Raw genomic sequence first — 20,922 nt, forward strand, 5'->3', positions numbered from 1 at the left:
TGCCTCTAGGGACGCTCTGCGTCCAGTGACGCGGAGCGTCACGGGCTGCATTCCCACGCAGAGCGTGGGAACGATCAGGTGTGGGGGTTAGAGCACCGAAGCCGTTTGCGGCAGTTTCGGTTGGCGATACAGGTCCAGCAGCACCTGATCCAGTACCGACGACGCGCCAAACGGTGCCTTGTCGTTGAGGATCGCCACGACCGCCCAGGTATTGCCGTTGATGTCGCGGCTGAAACCGGCAATCGCCCGCACGGTATTGAGGGTGCCGGTTTTGATGTGCGCTTCACCGCGCATCGCCGTGGTCTTCAGGCGTTTGCGCATGGTGCCGTCGGTGCCGGCAATCGGCATCGAACTGATGAACTCGGCCGAATACGGGCTTTTCCAGGCTGCTTGCAGCATGCCGGCCAATTCACGCGCACTCACTCGTTCGGCACGGGACAGGCCGGAACCGTTTTCCATCACCAGATGTGGCGCGGTGATGCCTTTCTTCGCCAGCCACTGACGCACGACACGCTGTGCAGCCTTGGCATCGTCACCGTCGGCCTCGGTGCGGTACTGCGCACCCAGGCTCAGGAACAGCTGCTGGGCCATGGTGTTGTTACTGTATTTGTTGATGTCGCGGATGATTTCCGCCAGGTCCGGCGAGAAAGCCCGAGCCAGGACCTTGGCGCCTTTGGGTGTTGGCGCCATACGGTCCACGCCCTGAATGCTGCCGCCCAGTTCCTTCCAGATTGCTCGTACGGCCCCTGCGGTGTAAGTCGCGTGGTCGAGCAGCGACAGGTAGGTCTGGGAACTGCAACCCTCGCCCAACTGGCCGCCAACCGTCACGGTCACGCTGCCATCGGGCTGGGTCACCGGGTTGTAACGCACGCCACCGGTGCATTGCTTGGAATTGACGGCTTTGACCTGGTTTTCGATGCGAATGCTGGCAATCGGCGGTTCCACCGACACCAGCACCCGGCCGTTGTCGTTGCGCGCCACAAAGCGCAGGGCCTTGAGATTGACCATCAGCGCGTCAGGTTTGACCAGGAACGGCTTGTTATCGTCATTGCCGTCGTCGTTGAACTGCGGCAATTGCGGTTGTGCGAAGAAATTGCGGTCCAGTACCAGATCGCCGGTGATTTGCGTCACACCGTTGGCGCGCAGGTCACGCATCAGCAACCAGAGTTTTTCCATGTTCAGCTTCGGATCGCCGCCACCCTTGAGGTAGAGGTTGCCGTTGAGGATGCCGCCGCTGAGCGTACCGTCGGTGTAGAACTCGGTTTTCCACTGGTGGTTCGGGCCAAGCATTTCCAGCGCCGCGTACGTGGTGACCAGTTTCATGGTCGAGGCCGGATTGACGGAGACGTCAGCGTTGAAAATCGTCGGGGTGCCAGGGCCGTTGAGCGGGATCATCACCAGCGACAGGGCGTTGTCCTGCATTTTGCTGGCCTTGAGGGCTTTTTCAACGTTGGGCGACAGCGCGGTATTGATCTGGGCGGCGGAAACAGAGAAGGCCAGTGGGAGCAGAAAACCGGCCAGTAACAGTGGACGCAAAGATTTGATCATCTGAAATAAAACCCTACAGCCGAGGGGGAAAAAGACGAGGGCATGAAGATAAATTCCCTCAGCGGTCATGAAAGTGTCGGCATTATGCCCCAAGGTGTAGCGGCTTGTGCCGTGCGCTGGCCTTCCAATCCGCTATTTTTTACCGACGGTAGGGCTTGCAGCCCAGAGAAACGGGCAATCGGCGCCTTAAACTGCTAAAGTGCCGCCCGTTATTACTTATGAGGATTGTTCCAATGGCGACTAACCGTTCCCAGCGTCTGCGCAAAAAACTGTGCGTCGATGAATTTCAAGAGCTGGGTTTCGAACTGAACCTGGATTTCAAAGAAGATTTGGCTGATGAAGCCATTGATGCTTTCCTCGACGCGTTCCTCAAAGAAGCCATGGAAGCCAACGGTCTGGGCTATGTTGGCGGCGACGACTTCGGTCTGGTTTGCCTGCAGAAGCGTGGCTCGGTGTCCGAAGAGCAGCGTGCTGCTGTTGAAGCCTGGCTCAAAGGCCGCAGCGAACTGACCGAAGCGACTGTCAGCCCGCTGATCGACGTCTGGTACCCGGAAAAGCCGATCAATCCGGTAGCTTGATGTTGTAAAAAAACGGCGACCCAAGGGTCGCCGTTTTTTTATGCCCGGAAGATCAAGAGATCGCAGCCTCGTTTCACTCGACAGCTGCTACATGGCAATGCAATCCATGTAGCAGCTGTCGAGTGAAACGAGGCTGCGTGCTTTTAGCTTTTGCGCCAGTTCAGAATCACCATCGTTAGAACCCCCGCCACAATCCCCCAGAACGCCGAACCAATGGAAAACAGCGTCAGCCCCGACGCCGTGACCATAAAGGTAATCAGCGCCGCTTCACGTTCCTTCACTTCGCTCATGGCGATGCTCAAGCCATTGATGATCGAGCCAAACAACGCCAGTGCCGCTATCGACAGCACCAGTTCTTTCGGTAGCGCGGCAAACAGTGCCGCCAGTGTCGCGCCGAACACCCCGGCAATCCCGTAGAAAATCCCGCACCACACGGCCGCCGTATAGCGTTTGTTGCGATCCTCATGGGCATGCGGCCCGGTGCAAATCGCCGCGCTGATGGCTGCCAGGTTGATCCCGTGGGAACCGAACGGTGCCAGCAGCAATGAAGCGATGCCTGTGGTGGTGATCAGCGGTGAAGCCGGTACGGTATAACCGTCGGCGCGCAATACGGCGATGCCGGGCATGTTCTGCGAGGTCATTGCTACGACAAACAGCGGAATACCGATGCTGATGGTCGCGGCGAAGGAGAAGTGTGGCGTGGTCCAGACCGGCGTCGCCACTTCCAGATGAAAACCGCTGAAATCCAGCAGGCCCATGAGCCCGGAAAGTGCCGTCCCGATCAATAGCGCGGCGAGAACGGCGTAACGCGGCGACAGGCGTTTGACCACCAGGTAAGTGAAGAACATGCCCAGCACCAGTGCGGTGCGATGCTGCGCGGCGACGAAGATTTCGCTGCCGATTTTGAACAGAATCCCCGCCAGCAGGGCCGCGGCCAATGCCGCTGGAATCTTTTTCATCAGCCGCTCGAAGCTGCCGGTCAGGCCGCAGATCGTCACCAGCACCGCGCAGGTAATGTAGGCGCCGATGGCTTCGCCGTAGGCCACGCCGCCCAGACTGGTGATCAGCAACGCCGCGCCGGGTGTCGACCAGGCGATGGTGATCGGTGTGCGATAACGCAGGGACAGGCCGATCGAACACACCGCCATGCCAATCGAGATCGCCCAGATCCACGAGGAAATCTGCCCGCTGGTCAGCCCCGCCGCTTGCCCGGCCTGGAACATCAGGACCAGCGAACTGGTGTAACCGGTCATCATCGCAATGAAGCCGGCGACGATCGCAGAAGGCGACGTATCGGCAAAAGGGCGGATCTGCGTGTGCGTGGCGTCGTTCATGACAGCGGTGTTCCTTGTTCTGATAAAGATGTCGAATCAACGCTGAACCTTGTGGGAGCGTGGCTTGCCCGCGAAGGCGTCGTGTCAGTCGATATCAATGTTGACTGACACGACGCCTTCGCGGGCAAGCCACGCTCCCACAGGGGATTGCATTTAGGCGGCGGATTCTGCGTTCAAGCCTAAACTCAAACGTAAGGAGTCGTTGCAATACAGCGGAAGTGACAAACAGCCGTACAGTCGTGTTGCCACCATCCATTGTGTACAATCGCAGTGTTTTTTACGCGATACTTGCCAGCGACCCACTGTGCCGTATTACAGTCACGGTCAATTCGCCGCAGTTCTTCCGACTCGAGTGCCCATGAACGAACAGTTGCAACCCCTCAAGAAACAACCGCGAGCAGGCAAAGCCGGCCGCAGCGGTACCCAGGACGATATCGTCTACGCGCATATTTTCGAGGCCATCCTCGAACAGCGTCTGGCGCCCGGTACCAAGTTGAGCGAAGAAGCGCTGGGGGAAATTTTCGGGGTCAGTCGCACCATCATTCGCCGCGCGTTGTCGCGCCTGGCCCATGAAGGCGTCGTGCTGTTGCGGCCGAACCGTGGCGCTGTCGTGGCCAGCCCGAGTGTCGAAGAGGCTCGCCAGGTGTTCATGGCCCGGCGTCTGGTGGAGCGTGCGATCACTGAATTGGCGGTGCAGCACGCCACTGCCGAGCAGATTGCCGAGTTGCGCCAGATGGTCAACGACGAACGCGACAGCTTCTCTCGTGGCGATCGCGGCGCCGGTATTCGTCTGTCGGGCGAGTTTCACTTGAAGTTGGCCGAAGCGGCGAAAAACGCGCCGCTGATCAGCTTCCAGCGCAGCCTGGTGTCCCAGACTTCGTTGATCATTGCCCAGTATGAAAGCGGCAATCGCTCCCACTGTTCCTACGACGAGCACACCCAGTTGATCGACGCCATCGAAGCGCGCAACGCTGAGCTGGCGGTGGATCTGATGATGCATCACATGGATCACATCGACAGCAAACTCAACCTCGACGAAGAAAGCGCGTCGGATGATTTGCATGCGGTGTTCTCGCATTTGTTGCAGACCAAAAAGCCAGGGCGGCCTGCTGCGAAACTCTGACTTCCTGACACTGATCGTTTCCCCGGACTGCGTGGGAATGCCTCAACGGACGCTCTGCGTTCGGTTCTGGATTGGGACGCGGAGCGTCCCGGGCTGCATTCCCACGCGGAGCGTGGGAACGATCAATCCCCCGGACTGAAGAGTACGGGGGATTTTTTATGCCCGAAGAAAACTAGCGCTGATGCACCTGATTCCCCGCCGCATACGTCTGCAACACCGTCCGGTCATCCCCCAGCGTCATCAACACAAACAACGTCTCGGCAATGTTGTTGGCCTGCTTCAAGCGATAGCTCAGCAGTGGCGTGGCGTTGTAGTCCAGTACCAGGAAGTCCGCATCAGTGCCCGGTTGCAGGGTGCCGATCTTGTCTTCCAGACGCAGCGCACGAGCACCGCCGAGGGTCGCCAGGTACAACGATTTGAACGGGCTCAGTCGCGCACCTTGCAGCTGCATCACCTTGTACGCTTCGTTCAGCGTTTGCAGGAGCGAGAAACTGGTGCCGCCACCGACATCCGTACCGATGCCCACATTCAACTTGTGCTTCTCGGCCATCGGCAGGTTGAACAGGCCGCTGCCGAGGAAGAAGTTCGACGTCGGGCAAAAGGCGATCGCCGAGCCGGTTTCCGCCAGTCGCGCGCATTCGTCATCGCACAGATGCACGCCGTGGGCGAATACCGAACGTTCGCCGAGCAGTTTGTAGTGGTCATAGACGTCCAGGTAGCCCTTGCGCTCCGGGAACAGTTCCTTGACCCACTCGATTTCCTTGAGGTTTTCGCTGATGTGGGTCTGCATGTACAGGTCTGGGAATTCGCTGAGCAACTGGCCGGCGAGGGTCAGCTGTTCCGGGGTGCTGGTCGGGGCGAAGCGGGGGGTGACTGCGTAGTGCAGGCGACCCTTGCCGTGCCAGCGTTCGATCAGCGCCTTGCTTTCGACGTAGCTTGTTTCGGCGGTGTCGGTCAGGTAGTCCGGCGCGTTGCGGTCCATCATCACCTTGCCGGCAATCATCCGCAGGTCCAGCTGTTCGGCGGCTTCAAAGAATGAGTTCACCGACTGCGGATGCACGCTGCCGAACACCAGGGCTGTAGTGGTGCCGTTGCGCAGCAGTTCCTTGATGAAAATGTCCGCGACTTCGTCAGCGTGATTCTTGTCGGCAAACTGGCTTTCGCACGGGAAGGTGTAGGTGTTGAGCCAGTCCAGCAGCTGTTCGCCATAGGCGCCGACCATGCCGGTTTGCGGCAAGTGAATGTGGGTGTCGATGAAGCCCGGGGTGATCAGCGCGTCCTGATAATGGGTGATCTGGATATCGGCTGGCAGGGTCGGCAGCAAGTCGCTGGCGTGACCAAGGGCGCTGATCTGGCCGTTATCGACCACCAGCAAGCCTTCTTCGAAATACTCATAAGAGGCTTCGATGCCCACTTCGGCGGGGTCGGCGATGCTGTGCAGAATGGCGGCGCGGTAGGCTTTGCGAGTCAAAGGCATTGTCGTTCTCAATTCGTGGCTTGGTTCGAAGCCTGGTTGCGGCGTGAGGCAGGCAGCAGTTTGGCGATCGATGATCCGGCGCGGGCAGTGTGCTGGCCGAAATTGGCGTTATAGGTAGCGATGATTTCGCCGGCGATGGAGATGGCGATTTCCACAGGCAACTTGCCTTTGACTTCGCCGATGCCCATCGGGCAGCGCATGCGTTGCAGCACGGCGCTGTCGAAACCACGGTCACGCAAGCGATGTTCGAATTTCACCCGTTTGGTCTTCGAACCGATCAGGCCGAAGTAGGCGAAGTCGTTGCGCTTGAGGATCGCAGCGGTGAGTTCGAGGTCGAGTTGGTGATTGTGGGTCATGACGATGCAGTAGCTGCCAGCGGGCAGGTCATCGATTTCGTCCACCGGTTCTTCGGTGACGATTTTGCGTACGCCGTGGGGGATCTGTTCCGGGAATTCGGCTTCCCGCGAATCGATCCAGCGCACCCGGCAGGGCAGGCTGGCGAGCAGCGGCACCAGCGCCCGGCCGACGTGGCCGGCACCGAACACGGCGACCTGCGCCTGAACCTGGCCCATCGGTTCGAACAGTAATACGGTCACGCCGCCGCAGCATTGTCCCAGGCTGGCGCCGAGGCTGAAGCGTTCAAGGTGCGTGTCCTGCTTGCCGCTGGCCAGCATCTCGCGGCCGATTTGCATGGCCTTGTATTCCAGATGCCCGCCACCGATGGTGTCGAAGGTCTGGTTGGCGCTGATGACCATCTTCGAGCCGGCATTACGCGGCGTCGAGCCGAGCTCTTCGATGATGGTGACCAACACGCAGGGTTCACCCCGGGATTGCAGGTCGGCGAGGGCGTCGATCCAGTTGTACATATTCACCTCAACATTTCTGTTGTCTGTTCGGCCGTCATCGCTAGCAGGCTAGCTCCCACAGGGTTTGTGGTGTCCACATACGCAAATCCTGTGGGAGCCAGCCTGCTGGCGATTGGCCGCGCCGCTGTTTAGAGCGAAGCCAACTCAGCCTCGGCTTCAACAGCCTTCGCCACCTTCAACTGCCGCATCTGCTCACAGCCCCACAACACCCGCTCCGGTGTCGCCGGCGCATCGATTTTCGGTTGATGCTTGTAGTCGCCCAGACTGGCCACGGCGTCCTTGATCGCACACCACGCCGCGATGCCGAGCATGAACGGCGGCTCGCCCACGGCCTTGGAGTGGAACACCGTGTCTTCCGGATTTTTACGGTTTTCCACCAGCTTCACCCGCAGGTCCAGCGGCATGTCCGCCACCGCCGGGATCTTGTAGCTGGCCGGGCCGTTGGTCATCAGTTTGCCCTTGTTGTTCCACACCAGTTCTTCCATGGTCAGCCACCCCATGCCCTGGATGAAACCACCCTCGACCTGACCGATGTCGATCGCCGGGTTCAGTGAGTCGCCGACGTCGTGGAGGATATCGGTGCGCAGCATTTTGTACTCGCCGGTGAGGGTGTCGATGATCACCTCGCAGCACGCTGCGCCGAAGGCGTAGTAATAGAACGGCCGGCCCCGCGCCTGGCTACGGTCGTAGAAGATTTTCGGAGTTTTGTAGAACCCGGTGCTCGACAGCGAAACCTGGGCGAAATACGCCTGCTGGATCAGCGCTTCAAACGTCAGGATGTGATCGCGAACGCGAACATGACCGTTGTGGAATTCCACGTCTTCTTCGCTGACTTTGTACTGCCGCGCGGCAAACTCCACCAGGCGCTTCTTGATAATCTCAGCTGCGTTCTGTGCGGCTTTACCGTTCAGGTCAGCGCCACTGGAAGCGGCGGTCGGCGAGGTGTTCGGCACCTTGTCGGTGTTGGTCGCGGTGATCTGCACACGGTCCATTTCCACCTGGAACACTTCAGCCACGACCTGCGCGACTTTGGTGTTCAGGCCCTGGCCCATTTCGGTGCCGCCATGGTTCAGGTGGATGCTGCCGTCGGTGTAGACGTGGATCAGCGCACCGGCCTGGTTGAGGAAGCTGGCGGTGAAGGAAATACCGAATTTCACCGGGGTCAGCGCCAGGCCTTTTTTCAGGATCGGGCTGTTGGCGTTGTAGCGACGAATCGCTTCGCGGCGTTCGGCGTACTGGCTGCTTTCTTCAAGTTCGGCGGTCATTTCCTCGAGCATGTTGTGCTCGACGGTCTGGTAGTAATGGGTGACGTTGCGCTCGGTCTTGCCGTAGTAGTTGGCCTTGCGCACCGCTAGCGGATCAAGGCCCAGATGGCGGGCGATGGCGTCCATCACTTCTTCGATGGCGACCATGCCTTGCGGGCCGCCGAAACCACGGTAAGCGGTGTTCGACGCGGTGTTGGTCTTGCAGCGATGACCGTTGATGGTCGCGTCGCCCAGGTAATAAGAGTTGTCGGCATGGAACATCGCGCGGTCGACAATCGATGCCGAGAGGTCCGGCGAGCAACCGCAGTTACCGGCCAGTTCCAGGGCAATGCCATGCAGCCGACCAGTGCTGTCGAAGCCCACGTCGTACTCGATGTAGAACGGGTGACGCTTGCCGGTCATCAGCATGTCTTCGACCCGCGGCAGGCGCATCTTGGTCGGCTGGCCGGTGAGGTGCGCGATCACTGCGCACAGGCACGCGGGGCTCGCGGCCTGGGTTTCCTTGCCGCCGAAACCACCGCCCATGCGGCGCATGTCGACGACGATTTTGTTCATCGACACATCGAGCACTTCGGCGACGAGCTTCTGCACTTCGGTGGGGTTCTGCGTCGAGCAGTAGACGATCATGCCGCCGTCTTCGGTCGGCATCACCGAAGAGATCTGGGTTTCCAGATAGAAGTGTTCCTGGCCGCCGATGTGCAATGTGCCCTGGATACGATGTTCCGCCGTGGCCAAGGCAGCGGCCGAATCACCGCGCTGATGCGTGTGGCTGTCGAGCACAAAATGGCGTTTGCGCAGGGCTTCAACCACGTCCAGAACGGGTTCGAGGTCTTCGTATTCGATGATCGCGGCCATCGCGGCTTTGCGTGCGGTTTCCAGGTCTTTCGCCGCAACGGCCAGTACCGGTTGACCGACGAATTGCACGTCATCGATGGCCAGCAATGGGTCGCCCGGCAGCAAGGGGCCGATGTCTTTCAGGCCTGGCACGTCTTCGTGGGTAATGGCGATGCGCACGCCTTCGAAGGCGTAGCAGGGCTTGGTGTCGATGCTGATGATTTTCGCGTGGGCACGGTCCGACAGGCGTGCGTAAACGTGCAACTGGTTCGGAAATTCCAGCCGGTCGTCGATGTACTGCGCTTCACCGGACACGTGCTTGGCGGCGCTGTCGTGCTTGACGCTGCGGCCGACACCGGTGGTCAGGTCCTTGGCGAACAGTTCAGCCAATTCGGCTTGGGTCTTCTCTACAGCGTGATGATTAGACATAAGCGGTCACCCGAGTCTCGATGTGCGGTGTTTGCAGTTCGATGAAGTATTTACGCAACAGGTTCTGCGCGCTGAGCAGGCGGTATTCCTTGCTGGCGCGGAAGTCCGAGAGCGGTGTGAAATCTTCGGCGAGTGCAGCGCAGGCGCGTTCAACGGTGTCGTGATTGAATGGCGCGCCGAGCAACACCGTTTCGCAGTTATTCGCACGTTTCGGAATCGCGGCCATGCCGCCGAACGCTACGCGAGCGTCGGCGATCACGCCGTTGTCGATGCGCAGGTTGAACGCGGCGCAAACGGCGGAAATGTCATCGTCCAGACGCTTGGAGACTTTGTAGGCGCGGAACAGTTGTTCGGCGCTGGCACGCGGCACGATGATCTTTTCGATGAACTCGCTTTCCTGACGGGCGGTGACCCGGTAATCGATGAAGTAATCTTCCAGCGCCATCGTGCGGCGGACTTCGCCTTTGCACAAAACGATCTGCGCACCGAGGGCAATCAGCAGGGGCGGGGAGTCACCGATCGGCGAGGCATTGCCGATGTTGCCGCCGAGGGTGCCCTGGTTGCGGATCTGCAGGGAAGCAAAGCGTTGCAGCAGTTCGCCGAAGTCCGGGTACTCGGCTTTCAAGGCCTCATAGCAATCGGAGAGGGTGGTGGCGGCGCCGATTTCCAGGCGATCGTCAAAGCGATCGATGCGCTTCATCTCGGCGACATTGCCGACGTAGATCATCACCGGCAGGGTGCGGTGGAACTGTGTGACTTCCAGCGCCAGGTCCGTACCGCCGGCCAGCAGGCGGGCTTGTGGATAGGCGTCATAGAGGTCAGCCAGATCGGCCACGGTCAGCGGCACCAGGCAGCGTTTGTCGCCACTGTTGAGTTCGCCGATATCGGTGGGGGCGATGGCCTTCAGGCGAGCGATGGTGTCGGCTTCACGGGCGTCGAACTGGTCCGTTTGCTTGCCGCAGCAGGATTGTTCGGCGGCCGCCAGAATCGGCCGATAGCCAGTGCAGCGACAGAGGTTGCCGGCCAGTGCTTCGTGAGCTTTATGAGCATCCGGTTGATCGCTGTTCTTTTGCAGCGCGAACAGCGACATGACGAAACCGGGTGTGCAAAAACCGCATTGCGAGCCGTGGCACTCGACCATGGCTTTTTGCACGCTGTGCAGCTCGCCTTGGTGCTTGAGGTCTTCGACACTGATCAATTGTTTGCCGTGCAATGACGAAACGAACGTCAGGCACGAGTTGAGGCTGCGATAGCGAATGTGTTCGCGGCCATCGTCATCCGTTTGCAGCTCGCCAACCACCACGGTGCAGGCGCCGCAGTCACCGCTGGCGCAGCCTTCTTTGGTGCCGGGTTTGCCCACATGGTCGCGCAGGTAATTGAGCACGGTCAGGTTTGGGTCCAGGGCGTGCTCGCTACGGAGTTCCTGGTTAAGTAAAAACTGGATCACGGAAGGCCTCGCAGACTCATTATTGTTGTTAACCGACTTGAACCGAATTTATCAGGTCTGACTTTTCGGTCAATGATTTTCTGACTTAAAGGTCAGGAAATAGCATTTTGTCGATCAACGACTCGTTCCTTCATTATTGACCCTCTCGGGATAGCCTGCTTTTTGCTGGATTCGTGCCAAAAACCGCTGAGTGGGCACTCCGCCATGTCGTATCAATTGCGCTACACTGCGCCGCTTGTGCAAATCGAAGAGTTTGAAGGACAACCATGACGTTCAAGGCGCCGGACAGCCTCGCCGAGCAAATTGCTCACCACCTCGCCGAACGTATCATTCGCGGCGAAATGAAGCCCGGGGAGCGCATCCAGGAACAGAAGGTCACGCTGGCCCTCAATGTCAGCCGCGGTTCGGTCCGTGAAGCCTTGTTGATCCTCGAGCGCCGCCACTTGATCGCGATCCTGCCGCGACGTGGCGCCCATGTGACCGAGCTGACGGCCCACAAGGTCCAGAGCCTGTGCACGCTGATGAGCGAGCTTTACATCCTGCTGGGCAATGCAGTGGCCAGCGGCTGGCAAGTCCAGGCCGACATGGCGCCGTTCGTGCAAATCCAGCAGCGTCTGACGGCCAGCTATGAGCGCCAGGACATTCGCACATTTGTCGATGACAGCTTCAGTGTGATGCGCGCCGCGTACCCGTTCGCCAACAACCCGTACTTGCAGGAAACCGTCGAGAATCTGCAGCCAGCGATGAGCCGCGCGTATTTCCTCGCCCTGGATCAGCGCAAGGCCTCGATGAGCGAGTTCCTTGAACTGTTCGAACGTTTGCTCGCCGCCGTGCTTGCCCGTGATTTTCCGCAGATCCGCCTTGTGCTGACGGCGTATGCCCAGCGCAGCAGTGATCTGGTGGTTTCTGCCCTGACGGACGCCTGAGCGTGCGGCTAAAGTGCATCAAGCTGGCGGGGTTCAAGTCCTTCGTCGACCCGACCACGGTGAACTTCCCCAGTAACATGGCGGCGGTGGTCGGGCCCAATGGTTGCGGCAAGTCGAACATCATCGACGCTGTCCGCTGGGTGATGGGCGAGAGTTCGGCCAAGAACCTGCGCGGCGAATCGATGACCGACGTCATCTTCAACGGCTCGACCAGCCGTAAACCGGTGAGCCAGGCAAGTATCGAGCTGGTGTTCGATAACTCCGACGGCACCCTGCTCGGCGAATACGCGGCCTACGCGGAAATTTCCATTCGCCGCAAAGTGACCCGCGACAGCCAGACCACTTACTACCTCAACGGCACCAAATGCCGCCGTCGCGATATCACTGACATCTTTCTCGGTACCGGCCTGGGCCCGCGCAGCTACTCGATTATCGAGCAGGGGATGATCTCCAAGCTGATCGAGTCAAAGCCCGAAGACCTGCGCAACTTTATTGAAGAGGCGGCGGGCATCTCCAAGTACAAGGAGCGCCGGCGCGAGACCGAAAACCGCATCCGCCGCACCCACGAAAACCTGGCCCGCCTGACCGACCTGCGCGAAGAGCTCGAGCGCCAGCTTGAACGCTTGTACCGCCAGGCCGAGGCCGCCAAGAAGTATCAGGAATACAAAGGCGAGGAGCGTCAGCTCAAGGCCCAACTGTCGGCCCTGCGCTGGCAGGCGTTGAATGAACAGGTCGGTCAGCGCGAAGCGATCATCGGCAATCAGGAAGTCACCTTCGAAGCGCTGGTGGCCGAGCAGCGTAACGCCGATGCGGCTATCGAACGCTTGCGGGACGGGCACCACGACCTGTCCGAACGCTTCAATCTGGTGCAGGGGCGCTTCTATTCGGTCGGTGGCGACATTGCCCGGGTCGAACAGAGCATCCAGCACGGTCAACAACGCCTGCGCCAACTGCAGGACGATCTGAAAGAAGCCGAGCGGGCGCGTCTGGAAACCGAGTCGCACCTGGGTCACGACCGCACCTTGCTGCTGACCTTGGGCGAAGAGCTGGACATGCTCACCCCCGAACAGGAAGTCACCAGCGCCGCCGCCGAAGAGGCTGCCGCCGCGCTGGAAGAATCCGAAACCACCATGCACGCCTGGCAAGAGCAATGGGACACCTTCAACCTGACGGCCGCCGAACCGCGTCGCCAATCCGAAGTTCAGCAATCGCGCATCCAGCAGCTGGAAACCAGCATGGAGCGTTTGGCCGATCGTCAGAAGCGTCTGGGCGAGGAGCGCGCGTTGCTCTCGGCAGACCCGGAAGACGCGGCGATCATGGAACTCAGCGAGCAGCTCGCTGAATCCGAAGCGACGCTTGAGGATTTGCAGACCAGTGAACAAGCTCAGGTCGAAAAGCTTGAACAACTGCGTCAGGAATTGCAGCACGCGCTGACGGCGCAGCAACAGGCCCAAGGCGATTTACAGCGTCTGAACGGTCGTCTCGCCTCCCTTGAAGCCTTGCAACAAGCCGCACTCGATCCGGGCACCGGCACCACCGAATGGTTGCGTGAACAGAATCTGGCCGACCGACCGCGTCTGGCCGAAGGCCTGAAAGTCGACGCCGGTTGGGAGTTGGCGGTAGAAACCGTGCTCGGCGCCGACCTGCAAGCGGTGCTGGTGGATGACTTCGGCGATTTCGATCTGGCCGGTTTTGCCCAGGGCGATTTACGCTTGCTCAGTCCCGGCAGCGATGGCGTGCGAGTGGCGGGCAGCTTGCTCGATAAGGTCGAGGCGCAGATTGATTTGTCGCCATGGCTGGGGCAGGTCAAACCGGTCGACAGTCTTGAACAGGCTTTGGCCTTGCGTGGTCAATTGGCACCTGGCGAAAGCCTGATCAGTCGCGATGGTTATTGGGTCGGTCGGCACTTTTTACGTGTCCGCCGTGCCAGCGAAGCGGAAAGCGGCGTGCTGGCTCGTGGTCAGGAAATCCAGCGTCTGGGCCTTGAGCGCGAAGAGCGCGAAGCCACGGTCGAAACCCTGGAAACCCAACTTCAGAACCTCAGGGCGCAACAGCGTCAGCAGGAAAACGGTCGCGAGCATCTGCGCCGTCTGCTGCAAGACGAAGCCCGTCAGCAAGGTGAGTTGAAGGCGCAATTATCCGCCGGTAAAGCCAAGGCCGAACAACTGACCTTGCGCCGTACACGCCTGGACGAAGAGCTCACGGAGTTGGCTGAGCAACGCGCTCTGGAGCACGAAAATATCGGCGAGGCGCGTCTGCAATTGCAGGAAGCCCTCGACAGCATGGCGCTGGACACCGAGCAGCGCGAGTTACTGCTGGCCCAGCGTGACAGCTTGCGCGAGCGACTTGATCGGGTGCGGCAAGAAGCCCGGCAGCACAAGGATCACGCCCATCAACTGGCGGTGCGTCTGGGGTCGCTCAAGGCACAGCACGACTCGACGCGTCAGGCGCTGGAACGGCTGGAAATGCAATCCGAGCGCCTGACCGAGAAGCGCGAACAGCTCAGTCTCAACCTGGAAGAGGGCGAGGCGCCGCTGGAAGAACTGCGGTTGAAACTTGAAGAACTGCTCGACAAGCGCATGACCGTCGACGAAGAACTCAAGACGGCGCAGATCGCTCTGGAAGACGCTGACCGCGAATTGCGCGATGCGGAAAAACGTCGCAACCAGGCCGAGCAGCAATCGCAGTTGATTCGAGGGCAGATGGAAACCCAGCGCATGGAATGGCAGGCCCTGACCGTGCGCCGCAAGACCTTGGAAGATCAGTTGCTGGAAGACGGTTACGACCTCCACGGCGTGCTCGCCACCCTGGTGGCCGACGCCAACGAGAAAGACGCCGAAGAAGAACTCGAACGCATCGCCGCGCGAATTCAGCGTCTCGGTGCGATCAACCTGGCGGCCATCGACGAATACCAGCAACAATCCGAGCGTAAACGTTATCTGGATGCGCAGAACGACGATTTGGTGGAAGCGCTGGACACGCTCGAGAACGTGATTCGCAAGATCGACAAGGAAACCCGAAACCGCTTCAAAGATACCTTTGATCAGATCAATGGCGGTTTACAGGCCCTTTTCCCAAAAGTTTTCGGTGGAGGACGCGCGTATTTGGAACTGACGGGCGAAGATCTACTCGATACAGGGGTAACGATCATGGCGCAGCCGCCAGGAAAGAAGAACAGCACCATCCATTTGCTCTCCGGTGGCGAAAAAGCCCTGACAGCCCTGGCTCTGGTTTTTGCCATCTTCAAGTTGAATCCGGCGCCGTTTTGCATGCTCGATGAGGTTGACGCGCCATTGGATGACGCTAACGTTGGACGCTACGCACGGCTGGTCAAGGAGATGTCGCAGACGGTGCAGTTCATCTATATCACCCACAACAAGATCGCCATGGAAATGGCCGAGCAACTGATGGGGGTGACGATGCACGAGCCGGGTTGCTCGCGTCTGGTGGCAGTGGATGTCGAGGAGGCGATGGCGATGGTGGATGCCTGAGTCGGCGTTTGTAGGAGAGGTATTTGTGAGTTGTAGGACTTATTTACCTGTCCTGACTTGCTGGCCAATCGACATATTCGCGCAAGCCATTGTGACAGACGGTGTAAAGTTGCCTTTGGTCGTGCTAGTTTAATGTCAATTTTTCGTATACGTGGGCAAAACGCCTGTCAGAACATAGGGTTGGCGCCACGTTTTAAAGCGGTTTACACAATGTAAACCCCTTATTTTTCAGCATTTTTTATAGAGGCACGGGATTACATGGAAATCGGTCTGCGCGAGTGGCTGATCGTCATCGGCATTATTGTCATTGCCGGTATTCTTTTCGATGGCTGGCGTCGCATGCGCGGCGGCAAGGGGAAACTGAAATTCCGTCTCGACCGAAGTTTGTCCAACTTGCCGGACGAGGACACCAGCGCCGAGCTGTTGGGCCCGCCCCGTGTGCTGGACACACATAAAGAGCCGCAACTGGACGAGCACGATCTGCCGTCGGTGAGCATGCCTGCCCGTGAGCCGCGTGAGTCGGGTTCCAAGCGCGGCAAGCGTGGCCATGGCGAGCCTTCGCAAGGCGACATGAACCTCAGTCTGGATCTGGACGGCGGCCCGAGCTTCAGCAGTCGGGACGACGATTTCCCGGATGACACCAAGGCTTCGAGTTCGACCAGCGAGAAGGAACAACCGCAAGCCGAAGAAGTGCTGGTGATCAGCGTGATCTGCCGCGACGCCGCCGGCTTCAAAGGTCCGGCGCTGTTGCAGAACATTCTGGAAAGCGGTCTGCGTTTCGGCGAGATGGACATCTTCCACCGCCATGAAAGCATGGCTGGCAATGGCGAAGTCCTGTTCTCGATGGCCAATGCGGTCAAGCCGGGCGTTTTCGATCTGGACGACATCGACCACTTCAGCACACCGGCAGTGAGCTTCTTCCTCGGTCTGCCAGGCCCGCGTCATCCCAAGCAAGCCTTCGACGTGATGGTGGCCGCGGCGCGCAAACTGTCCCAGGAGCTGAACGGCGAACTGAAAGACGACCAGCGCAGCGTGCTCACCGCCCAGACGATTGAGCATTACCGTCAGCGCATCGTTGAATTCGAACGCCGCGCCCTGACCCAGAAACGTTGATTCAAAAGGTTGGAGCGGGCTCTTGTGGCGAGGGGGCTTGCCCCCGTTGGGCTGCGAAGCAGCCCCTTCATTTAGGTAGCTCCGTTATTCAAATACATCGCACTCTCTGGTTTTACGACTGCTTCGCAGCCGAACGGGGGCAAGCCCCCTCGCCACAAAGTGCAAGCCATCAGGCTATCGTGATTAGAAAATTGAGCAGCCTCGGCTGCTCTTTTGCTTTATGAGAGAACACCCATGACCGCCGCCAAAAACCGCATTCTAGAGCTGCGCGCTGAACTCGATCAGCACAACTATCGCTACCACGTGCTGGACGAGCCGAGTATTCCGGACGCCGAATACGATCGGTTGTTCCACGAGCTCAAGGCCCTCGAAGCGGCCCATCCCGAACTGATCACCAGCGACTCGCCAACCCAGCGCGTCGGCAGTGCGGCGCTGTCGGCGTTCACACAGGTGCGTCACGAAGTGCCGATGCTCAGCCTCGGCAACGCCTTCGAAGAAACCGACATGCGCGAGTTCGATCGGCGGGTAACCGAAGGTCTCGACCTGCCGGTGGGCGACTTGTTCGGCGGCGGCGCGGCGGTGGAATACAGCTGTGAACCCAAACTCGATGGCCTGGCGGTCAGTTTGTTGTATCAGGATGGCGTATTGGTGCGCGGCGCGACTCGTGGCGACGGCACCACTGGCGAAGACATCAGCGTCAATGTCCGTACCGTGCGCAACATTCCGCTCAAGCTGCACGGTACTGGCTGGCCAGCGACCCTGGAAGTGCGCGGCGAAGTGTTCATGTCCAAGGCCGGTTTCGAGCGCCTCAACGCCACGCAGCTGGAAGTCGGCGGCAAGACTTTCGCCAATCCGCGCAACGCGGCGGCGGGTAGCTTGCGCCAGCTCGATTCGAAGATCACCGCCAACCGTCCGCTGGAGTTCTGCTGCTATGGCCTCGGTCAGATTTCGGCCGACATTGCGGATACGCACATTGGCAATCTCAAGCAGCTCAAGGCTTGGGGCATGCCGATCAGCCATGAGTTGAAACTGGCTCACGGCATCGCTGAATGCCTGGATTATTACCGCGACATCGGTGAGCGCCGAAATTCGCTGCCCTACGAAATCGACGGCGTCGTGTTCAAGGTCAACAGCATTGCCTCCCAGCGTGAGCTGGGTTTCCGTGCTCGTGAACCGCGCTGGGCGATCGCGCACAAATTCCCGGCGATGGAAGAACTCACTGAATTGCTCGATGTGGAATTCCAGGTCGGTCGTACCGGTGCAGTGACGCCGGTGGCGCGCTTGAAGCCGGTCAAGGTCGCGGGTGTGACCGTGGCCAACGCGACGTTGCACAATATGGACGAAGTGGCGCGCCTGGGCCTGATGATTGGCGACACGGTGATCATTCGCCGCGCTGGTGATGTCATTCCGCAGGTGGTGCAAGTGGTCATCGAGCGCCGTCCGGACGACGCACGGCCAGTACAGATTCCCGAGAAATGCCCGGTCTGCGGCTCGCATGTCGAGCGCACGCAACTGGTCAAGCGCAGCAAAGGTCGCGAGACCGTCAGCGAAGGCGCGGTGTACCGCTGCGTCGGTCGTCTGGCGTGCGGTGCGCAACTCAAGCAGGCCATCATTCACTTCGTCTCCCGTCGCGCCATGGACATCGAAGGCCTGGGCGAAAAGAGCGTTGAGCAACTGGTGGACGAAGGGCTGGTGAGTTCGCCGGCTGATTTGTACGCGCTGACGTTCGAGCAGATTGTCGATCTGGAAGGCTTTGCCGAGTTGTCGAGCAAGAACTTGCTCAGCGCCATCGAAGACAGCAAGCACCCAAGCCTGGCGCGCTTCATCTACGCCCTCGGGATTCCCGATGTCGGCGAAGAGACGGCGAAGGTACTGGCGCGTTCTCTCGGCTCGCTGGAGCGGGTTCAGCAAGCCTTGCCGCAAGTGCTTACGTATTTGCCGGATGTGGGTCTGGAAGTGGCTCATGAGATTCACAGCTTCTTCGAAGATGCGCATAACCAGCAGGTGATCAAGGATCTGCTCAAGCACGGCATGCAGATTCAGGATCAGGGAGAACTCGGTGCCGAGTTTTCCGCCAGCACTACGTTGGGTGGCTTCCTCGACAAGCTGCACATTCCTTCGGTCGGGCCGGGCGGGGCGCAGAAGCTGGCGGACAAGTTTGGTTCGCTTGAGGGTGTTTTCAGCGCCGACTGGCTGGATATGCGCCAGGCACTGCCGGAAAAACAGGCCACTTCGGTTCGAGAGTTTTTTGCGGTTGCGCAAAATCGCCAGATTGCCGAAGCCGCCGAGAAACAGCTGCGCGATTTCGGCATGCATTGGCAGAGCGAGAAGAAAGTCGTCGAAGGCTTGCCGCTGGCCGGGCAGACCTGGGTGCTGACCGGTTCGCTGGAGTTGATGAGCCGCGACATCGCCAAGGACAAACTTGAAAGCCTCGGTGCCAAGGTGGCGGGCTCAGTGTCGGCCAAGACTCATTGTGTGGTCTCTGGGCCGGGTGCAGGTTCCAAGTTGACGAAGGCTAATGAGCTGGGATTGAAAGTGCTCGATGAAGAAGCGTTTGTCGAGTTCCTGAAAAAACACGGTATTTCTGTTTAGTCGATCGTTCCCACGCTCCGCGTGGTAACGCATCCCGTGACGCTCTGCGTCACAGCGGGCGCGGAGCGTCCGGGGCGGCATTCCCACGCAGAGCGTGGGAACGATCATCCGCGAGTAATGATCTAGTCTTGGCAAGCCTCAGGGAGAGATCGTCATGTACCGCTTCTTCGAACAGCTCAGTTCACGCATCGCCGCGCCTTTCATCGGCGAAAGCTCGCGCAACAGCAAGGTCTGGCAGTGCCGTTGCGGGCAGTCGCTGTTTTTTCGTAACAGCCAGTGCCTGGCGTGTTCCGCGGCGTTGGGTTATCAACCGGAGCAAAGTCGCCTGTCGTCGCTGCAGCCCGGCTTGCAGGCTGATACCTGGTTGCTCGACGCCGATCCCGACGCTGGGGTCTTTCGCCGCTGCGCCAACCTCGATTCCCCGGCCGCGTGCAATTGGCTATTGCCCGCCAATGACCACGATGCGTTATGCATCGCCTGTAGCCTGAACCACACCATTCCCGACCTGTCGATTGCCGAAAACCACGAACGCTGGCGCAAGGTTGAAACGGCCAAGCGTCGTCTGGTCGGACAGTTGGTCAGCCTGGGTTTACAGGTGATTCCCAAAACCGTGGACGAAGAGACGGGGCTGGCTTTCGATTTCATTGGTGTCGACCTCGAAGGCAAGCCGCCAACCACCGGTCACGCCAACGGTCTGATCACCCTCGATATCAAGGAAGCCGACGACGCTCATCGCGAGCAGGTTCGGGTGCAGATGCACGAACCTTATCGCACGCTGCTCGGACATTTTCGGCATGAAGTCGGGCATTACTACTGGGATCGGTTGATCGCCAAAAGCCAATGGCTGGAACCATTTCGCAGCCTGTTCGGCGACGAGCGCGCCAGCTACACCGACGCTCTCGAACGGCATTATCAGCAAGGCGCACCGCTCGATTGGCAGCAACATTACGTCAGCGCCTACGCGACCATGCATCCGTGGGAGGATTGGGCCGAAACCTGGGCTCACTACCTGCACATGATGGATGCAGTGGATACGGCGTTGGGGTTCGGAATGAGTGCCCGGGAGATGGATTTCGACTATCAGCCGTTTCCTCCAAGCACCCTCTACGACCCACAGCATCCCGGCGGCGCGGCGTTCCTGTCGTTCGTCAATGCGTGGATCGAACTGGCGGGCATGCTCAATGAGTTGTCGCGCAGCATGGGGCAGCCGGATTTCTATCCGTTTGTCCTGCCGCCGGCAGTGATCGCCAAGCTGCACTTCATCCATCTGGTGATCCAGCAGGAGGGCGGCCGGGCGGATGAGGTGTTGCAGGACTTGTAACCCCCCGCCACGGCGCTCACTTAATGTAGCAGCGGTCGAGCCTGCGAGGCCGCGTCCGGCTGCGCAGCAGCCGTAAAAACAGACCGTGCGGTTTTTCAGGCAAACCACGATCACCGTACTGACGACTGCTGCGCAGCCGAACGCAGGCTACGCCAGCTGCTACAGGTCGCGATCTTTTCAAGAGATATGCATGTCCTTGAAGCGGCACATATTTTTAATCCGCCCGAACGGTTGTAACTTCGTCTCAGATAGGTACAATGGCGCGGCTCGCCGTCAGGTGAGCGTCGTTATGGTGACCCCATCGGTCCCCCCGCAACGATTACCCGTGAACCTGGTCAGATCCGGAAGGAAGCAGCCACAGCGGGAACATTGTGTGCCGGGGTGTGGCTGGTGGGGTTGCCTCCATAACGCACCGCGAATCCTCTTTCGCGTTATCTGTCTCAAAAACACATACCTGTTGCTCTGCCATGGATCTCGTCCAGGGCGGTGTTTTCTCGTTTCCGCTTTTCAGGGCGTGCATATAAAAGGAGGCCGAGCTGTCGAGTGCGACAGCTCGGCCTCCTTTTTTATTTTTGGTG

At 59.5% G+C, this 20,922-nt stretch carries 13 protein-coding genes and 1 other RNA gene; 8 read left to right on the forward strand and 6 right to left on the reverse strand.

All coding sequences use genetic code 11. The features are described from left to right. Positions 1 to 87 precede the first annotated feature (87 nt). On the reverse strand, positions 88 to 1,548 hold the full coding sequence (gene dacB / locus AC3WP4_RS20555) for a D-alanyl-D-alanine carboxypeptidase/D-alanyl-D-alanine endopeptidase (RefSeq protein ID WP_074875047.1): 1,461 nt from the start codon (positions 1,546 to 1,548) through the stop codon (positions 88 to 90). 233 nt (positions 1,549 to 1,781) lie between these two features. Here dacB and AC3WP4_RS20560 point away from each other — a divergent pair, with 233 nt between their 5' ends. Further along, positions 1,782 to 2,126 (forward strand): YggL family protein, encoded by a 345-nt coding sequence (locus tag AC3WP4_RS20560; RefSeq protein WP_007896965.1) that lies wholly within the window; start codon positions 1,782 to 1,784, stop codon positions 2,124 to 2,126. A gap of 143 nt (positions 2,127 to 2,269) precedes the next feature. Here AC3WP4_RS20560 and AC3WP4_RS20565 read toward each other — a convergent pair whose 3' ends face one another. Continuing rightward, entirely contained in the window at positions 2,270 to 3,460 is a 1,191-nt protein-coding gene (locus AC3WP4_RS20565) for a benzoate/H(+) symporter BenE family transporter (protein ID WP_102616679.1), read from the reverse strand. Between the two features lie 358 nt (positions 3,461 to 3,818). Here AC3WP4_RS20565 and AC3WP4_RS20570 point away from each other — a divergent pair, with 358 nt between their 5' ends. Further along, a complete protein-coding gene (locus AC3WP4_RS20570; RefSeq protein WP_008146364.1) occupies positions 3,819 to 4,583 on the forward strand; it encodes a GntR family transcriptional regulator in 765 nt (254 codons plus the stop codon). Positions 4,584 to 4,755: 172 nt separating this feature from the next. Here the strand turns inward: AC3WP4_RS20570 and guaD are convergent, their stop codons facing one another. The 4 genes from guaD to xdhA form a co-directional block, all read right to left on the reverse strand. After that, a complete protein-coding gene (gene guaD, locus AC3WP4_RS20575) occupies positions 4,756 to 6,060 on the reverse strand; it encodes a guanine deaminase (protein WP_102616678.1) in 1,305 nt (434 codons plus the stop codon). An 8-nt stretch (positions 6,061 to 6,068) separates the two neighbouring features. Next, entirely contained in the window at positions 6,069 to 6,926 is an 858-nt protein-coding gene (gene xdhC / locus AC3WP4_RS20580; protein ID WP_102616677.1) for a xanthine dehydrogenase accessory protein XdhC, read from the reverse strand. A 128-nt stretch (positions 6,927 to 7,054) separates the two neighbouring features. After that, complete coding sequence (gene xdhB, locus AC3WP4_RS20585) at positions 7,055 to 9,454, reverse strand: xanthine dehydrogenase molybdopterin binding subunit (protein WP_074875055.1); 2,400 nt, start codon at positions 9,452 to 9,454, stop codon at positions 7,055 to 7,057. Next, positions 9,447 to 10,901, reverse strand: a complete 1,455-nt coding sequence (gene xdhA, locus AC3WP4_RS20590) for a xanthine dehydrogenase small subunit (protein ID WP_102616676.1) — start codon at positions 10,899 to 10,901, stop codon at positions 9,447 to 9,449. The genes xdhB and xdhA overlap by 8 nt, the downstream gene beginning before the upstream one ends. Before the next feature lie 266 nt (positions 10,902 to 11,167). Here xdhA and AC3WP4_RS20595 point away from each other — a divergent pair, with 266 nt between their 5' ends. From AC3WP4_RS20595 to ffs, 6 genes are all read left to right on the forward strand, one after another. Beyond that, positions 11,168 to 11,827: a GntR family transcriptional regulator gene (locus AC3WP4_RS20595; RefSeq protein WP_102616675.1), complete on the forward strand. Its 660-nt coding sequence runs from the start codon at positions 11,168 to 11,170 to the stop codon at positions 11,825 to 11,827. Positions 11,828 to 11,829: 2 nt separating this feature from the next. Then, complete coding sequence (smc, locus tag AC3WP4_RS20600; RefSeq protein ID WP_102616674.1) at positions 11,830 to 15,318, forward strand: chromosome segregation protein SMC; 3,489 nt, start codon at positions 11,830 to 11,832, stop codon at positions 15,316 to 15,318. A gap of 258 nt (positions 15,319 to 15,576) precedes the next feature. After that, positions 15,577 to 16,431 carry a cell division protein ZipA gene (gene zipA / locus AC3WP4_RS20605; protein WP_074875062.1) on the forward strand — a complete coding sequence of 285 codons (855 nt, stop codon included), beginning with the start codon at positions 15,577 to 15,579 and terminating at the stop codon, positions 16,429 to 16,431. A gap of 234 nt (positions 16,432 to 16,665) precedes the next feature. After that, positions 16,666 to 19,023 (forward strand): NAD-dependent DNA ligase LigA, encoded by a 2,358-nt coding sequence (gene ligA / locus AC3WP4_RS20610; RefSeq protein WP_102616673.1) that lies wholly within the window; start codon positions 16,666 to 16,668, stop codon positions 19,021 to 19,023. 154 nt (positions 19,024 to 19,177) lie between these two features. After that, the gene (locus AC3WP4_RS20615) at positions 19,178 to 20,344 is read left to right on the forward strand and encodes a zinc-binding metallopeptidase family protein (RefSeq protein WP_102616672.1); all 1,167 of its coding nucleotides are present in this window, start codon (positions 19,178 to 19,180) and stop codon (positions 20,342 to 20,344) included. Positions 20,345 to 20,643: 299 nt separating this feature from the next. After that, positions 20,644 to 20,740: signal recognition particle sRNA small type (gene ffs / locus AC3WP4_RS20620), an RNA gene on the forward strand. Positions 20,741 to 20,922: the final 182 nt, after the last annotated feature.

The sequence above is a fragment of the Pseudomonas sp. FW305-20 genome (genome assembly GCF_058788075.1).